At 36.7% G+C, this 6,998-nt stretch carries 9 protein-coding genes; all 9 read left to right on the top strand.

The window, feature by feature from the left end:
- The first annotated feature begins 200 nt into the window (after window positions 1–200).
- On the top strand, window positions 201–956 hold the full coding sequence (locus tag GH715_RS10065; protein WP_153836829.1) for a class I SAM-dependent methyltransferase: 756 nt from the start codon (window positions 201–203) through the stop codon (window positions 954–956).
- 106 nt (window positions 957–1,062) lie between these two features.
- On the top strand, window positions 1,063–1,248 hold the full coding sequence (locus tag GH715_RS10060) for a sigma factor G inhibitor Gin (RefSeq protein WP_153836828.1): 186 nt from the start codon (window positions 1,063–1,065) through the stop codon (window positions 1,246–1,248).
- Between the two features lie 87 nt (window positions 1,249–1,335).
- On the top strand, window positions 1,336–2,772 hold the full coding sequence (locus GH715_RS10055) for an aminotransferase class I/II-fold pyridoxal phosphate-dependent enzyme (RefSeq protein ID WP_153836827.1): 1,437 nt from the start codon (window positions 1,336–1,338) through the stop codon (window positions 2,770–2,772).
- A gap of 2 nt (window positions 2,773–2,774) precedes the next feature.
- A complete protein-coding gene (gene tmk / locus GH715_RS10050; RefSeq protein WP_240469374.1) occupies window positions 2,775–3,395 on the top strand; it encodes a dTMP kinase in 621 nt (206 codons plus the stop codon).
- A 142-nt stretch (window positions 3,396–3,537) separates the two neighbouring features.
- Complete coding sequence (locus GH715_RS10045; protein WP_163578585.1) at window positions 3,538–3,867, top strand: cyclic-di-AMP receptor; 330 nt, start codon at window positions 3,538–3,540, stop codon at window positions 3,865–3,867.
- Between the two features lie 19 nt (window positions 3,868–3,886).
- Window positions 3,887–4,327 carry a YaaR family protein gene (locus GH715_RS10040; protein WP_018934306.1) on the top strand — a complete coding sequence of 147 codons (441 nt, stop codon included), beginning with the start codon at window positions 3,887–3,889 and terminating at the stop codon, window positions 4,325–4,327.
- Window positions 4,328–4,535: 208 nt separating this feature from the next.
- A complete protein-coding gene (gene holB, locus GH715_RS10035) occupies window positions 4,536–5,525 on the top strand; it encodes a DNA polymerase III subunit delta' (RefSeq protein ID WP_153836825.1) in 990 nt (329 codons plus the stop codon).
- Window positions 5,526–5,531: 6 nt separating this feature from the next.
- Window positions 5,532–6,359: a PSP1 domain-containing protein gene (locus GH715_RS10030; RefSeq protein WP_163578584.1), complete on the top strand. Its 828-nt coding sequence runs from the start codon at window positions 5,532–5,534 to the stop codon at window positions 6,357–6,359.
- Window positions 6,360–6,372: 13 nt separating this feature from the next.
- The gene (gene yabA / locus GH715_RS10025; RefSeq protein ID WP_163578583.1) at window positions 6,373–6,714 is read left to right on the top strand and encodes a DNA replication initiation control protein YabA; all 342 of its coding nucleotides are present in this window, start codon (window positions 6,373–6,375) and stop codon (window positions 6,712–6,714) included.
- Window positions 6,715–6,998 lie beyond the last annotated feature (284 nt).

The raw sequence follows: 6,998 nt of genomic DNA, 5'->3' as shown, positions 1-6,998 counted from the left end.
GGGGTGTTTTTTCCTGTCTCATATTATTGGGTCACTCTATAGGGACTAGGGAGTTTTTTTATATGGAAAGAAAGTATAAAAGCAGCTGTGTTACTTCATTCTAGCGCTGTAGATAAAAAAGTTTGAACATGATTTCTATAAATTTAATATCTTGTCCCAAAATTTAGTATATAATAGGTGAAAAGGTATGGAGGGGTTTTATGGATTTCTGGTCTTCTAATTTGTATGATGAAAGGCATAGCTTTGTATCGAACTTGGGCAAAGGTGTGTTGTATTTACTTTCTCCCAAGGAAGGAGAGCGGATATTGGATGTAGGATGTGGTACTGGTGATCTTGCAAATGAAATAGACAAAATGGGGGCTAATATTACCGGAGTAGATCGCTCATCTAATATGATACAAGAAGCTCAAAATAAGTACTCAAACCTTCATTTTCAAGCAATGGATGTATATGATATGGAATTTCATAATGAATTTGATGCTGTTTTTTCTAATGCTACATTGCACTGGGTGACGAAACCAAAGCAGGCATTGGAAAGGTTATATCAAAGCTTGCATTCAGGTGGAAGATTAGTAGTTGAGTTTGGTGGTAAAGATAATGTGTTATATATAAGACAGGCGATTCAAGAGTCCTATCATCAATTATTTCCAACATATGATCAATTAGAGGAGCCATGGTATTTTCCGAGTATAGGAGAGTACACTTCGCTAATGGAGGAGGTTGGGCTTACAGTTAGTTATGCAAGATATTTCACTAGACCAACTCCGTTAGATGGGGAAGATGGATTGAAGAATTGGATTTTTATGTTTGCAGCAGGCATGTTAGCCCATTTGAATGATGCGGAAAAGGAACAATTAGTAAAGCGTGTTGAACAGGTATTAAAACCAACATTGTACAAAGATCAACAATGGCTTGCAGATTACTGTCGAATTCAAGTGATTGGATACAAAAAATAAAAATGTTTCACGTGAAAAAACAATAAAATTGTCGAAGTAAAAAAATCTATTATTCTTTGTATATTATTTACTAGATTGGCCATACTACTTAATGGAGGTGTGGCATATGGGGAAGCATATTCATATTTGTGGTATATGTAATCAAACAAAGGAAGACGGAATTTTTTTATATCAACTTTATATTTGTCAGGAATGTGAGGAAAAAATCATTTCCACGAGTCCCAAAGACGAAAATTATCAATTCTATGTAGAAAAATTACGTGCTATCAATCAATCTTCTTATACTATATAATGGAATCACTACTAGTGATTCCATTTATTTTTTTCTAAATTCACATAAGCTATCATTACAGATTATCTATAAAAGAGAGGCAATAGAATGGATAACAAGCAAAGTCAAATACCACTCTATAAAGCAATAACAGACTTTATAGATAACCAAAATATATCACTCCACGTTCCAGGTCATAAAAATGGAGAAATATTTGTCGCAAGGGCCAAGGAATATTTTCAATCATTTTTGCAAATGGATCTAACTGAATTAGCTGGGTTAGATGATTTACATGCACCAGAGGGTGTGATTCAAGAAGCGCAACAATTAGCTGCTGATTGGTTTCAATCTAGCTATACATATTTCTTAGTGAATGGTAGTACTGTAGGGAACTTAGCTATGATACTAGCAACATGTGATTCAGGTGATCAAGTCCTCGTGCAGCGGAATTGCCATAAATCGATTTTACATGGAATGGAGTTAGCAGGCGTTCAGCCAATTTTCCTGCCTCCAGCTTATAACAAAATCAATCAGAGGTATACAGCACCTTCTGTAGCTACTGTAAAAAAGGCGATAACTGAATACCAAGAGGCAAAAGCAGTCATCCTTACTTATCCAGATTATTTTGGAGACATATATCCAATTCAAGAGATTATTGATCTAGCTCATTCTTATAACATTACCGTTCTAGTAGATGAAGCGCATGGCTGTCATTTTTCTTTACCATCCTTACCCGTACCATCCACAGTCGAACTGGGGGCAGATGTTGTTGTTCAGTCCGCACATAAGATGACACCGGCTTTAACGATGGCAGCATATCTTCATGTGCAAAGTAGTCGAGTAGCGCGAGAGAGGATAAGCTATTATTTGCAAATGTTGCAATCAAGTAGTCCATCGTATCCGATTATGGCAAGTTTGGACTTAGCAAGGTACTATTTAGCTACTTTTACGCCTGAACAAAGTAAGGATTTATTTGCTTATATAGAAAAAATTCGTGCATGTTTTAATGATAGTGATGACTGGGTCTTGGAACAAAGCGATGATCCATTAAAAGTATGTTTGCGTGTTAAAGAAGGAGTAAATAGTCAAGATGTCAAACAACTATTTGAGGAAGAAAAGCTTTACCCAGAATTAATAACGGACAAACATATACTATTTATTTTGGGGTTAGAGCCGACAATTGATCCTAACATTTTAATCGATAAAATAAGGAGAATTACTAATAGATTAATTTTTTGCTCTAAGCGTGCTACAATAGAAGAAAAAAATCATTACTTTAACGAAGATATTACACTGCTAGCATTATCATATGCAGATATGCGACATCAAAAGCAAAAGTGGTGCAATTGGAAAGAAGCAGCTGGTAAAATTACTGCAGAGGCAATTATTCCATATCCACCTGGAATTCCCTTACTTGCAAAAGGTGAGGAAATTAGCGAAACAAAAATAAAGAAGATACAAGATTTATTGGACCAAAATATAAGTTTTCAACCAAAAAATCGAAGAAATGGTTTATATATTTATGATGTAACAGAAGGAGAATGAACGTGTTTATAACATTTGAAGGTGGCGAAGGTGCTGGAAAAACAACTATCATTAACCGACTGGCACAACGCTTAACAGAAGACGGACATCAAGTAATCCAAACTAGGGAGCCGGGTGGTATCCCGATTGCTGAAAGAATTCGTGACATCATTTTAGATACAAAAAATACGATGATGGATGCACGAACAGAAGCATTGTTATATGCTGCTGCACGAAGGCAACATTTAGTGGAGATAGTAGAACCTGCATTGAAAGAGGGTAAAATTGTACTTTGTGACCGATTTGTAGATAGCAGTCTTGCTTATCAAGGTGCAGCACGTGGTCTTGGCGTGGAGGAAGTTTTTCAAATAAATCAGTTTGCCATTGCAGACCAGATGCCAGATCTTACCCTGTTTTTTGATATAGAACCGGAAGAAGGATTAAAACGAATTAATAAAAATGTGGAAAGGGAACAAAATAGGTTAGATTTAGAATCATTATCTTTTCATCAAAAGGTTTATGAAGCATATCAACAGTTACTTACAAAATTTCCTGATCGTATCGAGAGAATTGATGCAAACTTTGATATAATAGAAGTAGAAGAACAATCATATAAAAAGGTAAAAGCATATTTGTCACGGTGAACGTCTATGAGCACCTCTTTGGAAGCATTACAGAAAGTTATTACCTTGATAATCATGCTATCGCAGAGGGATGAAGCAGCTTCCCTCTGATGGAAGTCTCATTTTATACTAAGGTGAAATAAAAAATAAGGAGGTGGCAATTGTGAAATTAATTATGGCGGTTGTGCAAGATAAGGATAGTAATCGTTTGGTTGATGCACTTGGAGAAAAGCAGTTTAAAACGACGAAATTATCCTCTACTGGTGGATTCTTAAAGGAAGGCAATACAACATTGATGATCGGTTGTGAGGATGAGCATGTTGATGATGCGCTAGATATTATCCGTGATAATTGCAGTCAACGAGAGCAATTGGTTTCACCTGTTTCTCCGATGGGCGGAAATGCGGATTCTTATATCCCACGTCCAGTCAATGTAGAAGTTGGCGGAGCAACAGTATTTGTCGTACCTGTCGATTCTTTTCATCAATATTAAAAGGTAGGTTTCACTAGTTATGAAAATTAGTCAAGAAATGCGTACACAACTCGAAGCATTAAACAAAAAGGATCAACAATCAAGGCCACCATCACAAAGATTTGATACGATGGTTAGGCAACAATCCACACAATTAAAACAAGCTGAGTTGCAAAAATTAATGAGTGAATTAACTGCTCAAGGACAGAAAATTGCTCGCTTTCGTTCCTTTAAAGATCTCGCTGCATATAAAAGAATGGTCAAGCGGTTTGTCAAAGAAGCAGTGGATTATGGGATGGAGTTGAAACAATCCCACAGTTTTATGTTAGATGGAGATAACCGTAGATTAACCATTGTAGAAGAAGTAGATGAAAAGCTAGTGGAATTAACCGAATCTGTTATGGATCAAGAAAAAAACTCTATTCAAATCTTGGACTTAATTGGAGAAATAAAAGGTCTCCTCATTAACCTATATACGTAAGCATACAGAGGGTAGATTAGCGGAGAAAACTAATCCATCCTCTTCTTTAACAAAGGGAAAGAAAAATGTATAGCCGGAGTGGTGGTTATACGGTTGAGATATTTCACTATGGTTATTAAAAACAATCTCAGGGCCACTTAGCATGTAGTATAAGGACTGAACGGGTTTTTCTTAGAAAATCAATAAAAAAAGGAAAGTAGGCAATAATATGGACACGGTATGGGCGGACATGCTAGAAAAACAAACTGTTGTCAGTAAGATGGTAATGAACAGTATTAAAAAATCAAGAATATCTCATGCCTATCTATTCCATGGTGATAAAGGTACGGGAAAGTATGAGCTTGCACTCCTTCTCGCAATGAGTATCTTTTGTAAAGAACGGACAACTGTCGACCCGTGTCATCAGTGTAGTGACTGTCGCCGGATTAAAAGTGGGAATCATCCTGACTTACATATTATCATCCCTGATGGAGCAAGTATAAAGAAAGAACAAATCTTACATTTGCAAAAGGAATTTACGTATACTGGACTGGAGTCCAATAAAAAAGTATATATTATTTTACAGGCAGAAAAAATGACCGATAATGCCTCTAATCGACTGCTAAAGTTTCTAGAAGAGCCTAGTCAGCAAACAACTGCTATTTTATTAACAGAGAATAGTCACGCAATGCTGTCTACGATTCGTTCCAGATGCCAGATGATCGCATTTAAACCTCTAAATCCCAAGCAATTAGAGCAAAGTTTACAAAGAGAAGGTTTAACAGAATCAAATGCCCGTCTAATGACTCATGTAACAAATAATTTATCGGAAGCAATCGAAAAGAGTAAGGATACTTGGTTTGCACAGTCACGAAAATTAGTGGTACAATTAGTTGAAATGCTTCAACATAATAAAGACGAAGTGCCAATATTTGTGCATACGCAGTGGATGCCACATTTTAAAGAACGTACACAGTTACAAGAAGGTCTCGATTTATTATTATTATGGTTTAGAGATATTGTTCATTATCATTTAGATGAATCTTCTAGGATTGTGTTTGCTAATCACCATAATAAATTAGAAGCAGCAGCGATGTATTGGTCGATAAACCATGCGACTGATAACTTACAATATATTATGGAGGCAAAACGTAAATTAGAGCAAAATGTGCACCCACAGTTAGTATTGGAGCAATTAACACTTCAACTACAGAGGTGAATATTTGTGATAGAAGTTATAGGTGTCCGCTTTAAAAAAGCGGGTAAAATATATTATTTTGATCCAGATGACTTAAAGGTCGATACAGATGATTATGTCATTGTGGAGACTGTCAGAGGAGTAGAATTTGGTAAGGTTGTTGTTGCGAATAAGCAGGTCGATGAAGAAGATGTTGTTCTTCCCCTCAAGAAAGTAATTCGTATTGCCAATGACAAAGATAAATTGATTGTCGTGGAGAATAAGGAGATTGCTGAAGAGGCTTATCAAACATGTCAGGGGAAAATTAAAGAACATGAATTGGAAATGAATTTAGTCGATGTAGAATATACATTTGATCGCAATAAAGTCATTTTCTACTTCACAGCTGATGGCAGAGTTGATTTTCGTAATTTAGTAAAAGATCTTGCTTCTGTATTCAAAACACGTATTGAACTACGTCAGATTGGGGTTAGAGATGAGGCAAAGCTGTTAGGTGGGATTGGACCATGTGGACGTATGCTTTGCTGTTCCACATTTTTAGGTGATTTTGAACCAGTATCGATTAAAATGGCGAAAGATCAAAACCTTTCCTTAAATCCTTCGAAAATTTCTGGTCTTTGTGGACGCTTAATGTGTTGTTTGAAATATGAGAATGATGATTATGAAACGGCTAAAAAAGAATTACCAGATCTAGGTGAAGAAATAACGACAGCTTATGGCCATGGAAAGGTAGTCGGACTCAACATCCTGGAACGCCTTATTCAAATCGAAATTCCAGAAAAGGAACGTATGATTGAATACACATTAGATGAACTTATAGATGAAGGAGTTATTAATACCCAGGCCACAGAATAATGGGGTGGAGTACGTGAAGAAAAAGGAATTATTTGAACAAGTTTCTGACATGGAAGAACAAATTGGTCAATTATATCAGCAATTAGGAGATTTGAAACAGCAGTTAGGCGAAATGCTAGAAGAAAATCACCGGCTAGAGATGGAAAACCATCACCTCAGACAACGGTTGGACAATGAATCGGAAAGTTCCGAACAAAGTGAACAAGCTGATGATGAAGCAGCAATTGGCGAAGGATACGATAATTTAGCCAGACTTTATGAAGAAGGCTTTCATATTTGTAACGTACATTTTGGAAGTCCAAGGCAAGAAGGCGACTGCCTCTTCTGTCTACTATTCCTAAACAAAACCAAATAAACCAAACCAAGGCTGGCATACTCAAGTGTCAGCCTTTGCTTTAGAAATAAAGCAGGAAAAATATGAACAAAATACATAAACTGCGAGGTAGCTGGACATGGCTTTACGTTGTTCCATTTTTAAGAAGAGTTGTCATTCGCTACGGCAGAATACTGCGCTTTCCATGGGCACGGCCTTAGCCTCCTCGGAAAGCAAAAGTCGCTTTCCTGCGGGGTCTTCAGCTCGTGCTATTTCCCATAGGAGTCTCCGTATTCTGCCTCCGCTAAGCGTAGTATTCTGATGAC

The organism is Gracilibacillus thailandensis (assembly GCF_010994055.1).
Lineage (GTDB): Bacteria > Bacillota > Bacilli > Bacillales > Amphibacillaceae > Gracilibacillus > Gracilibacillus lacisalsi.
This window is presented reverse-complemented; position numbering and strand designations above follow the sequence as displayed.

Coding starts and splice junctions, on each gene's coding strand:
- GH715_RS10040 (WP_018934306.1), top strand. CDS start 3,887: ATGAAAATTAGTCAAGAAATGCGTACACAACTCGAAGCATTAAACAAA.
- GH715_RS10065 (WP_153836829.1), top strand. CDS start 201: ATGGATTTCTGGTCTTCTAATTTGTATGATGAAAGGCATAGCTTTGTA.
- GH715_RS10060 (WP_153836828.1), top strand. CDS start 1,063: ATGGGGAAGCATATTCATATTTGTGGTATATGTAATCAAACAAAGGAA.
- holB (WP_153836825.1), top strand. CDS start 4,536: ATGGACACGGTATGGGCGGACATGCTAGAAAAACAAACTGTTGTCAGT.
- GH715_RS10055 (WP_153836827.1), top strand. CDS start 1,336: ATGGATAACAAGCAAAGTCAAATACCACTCTATAAAGCAATAACAGAC.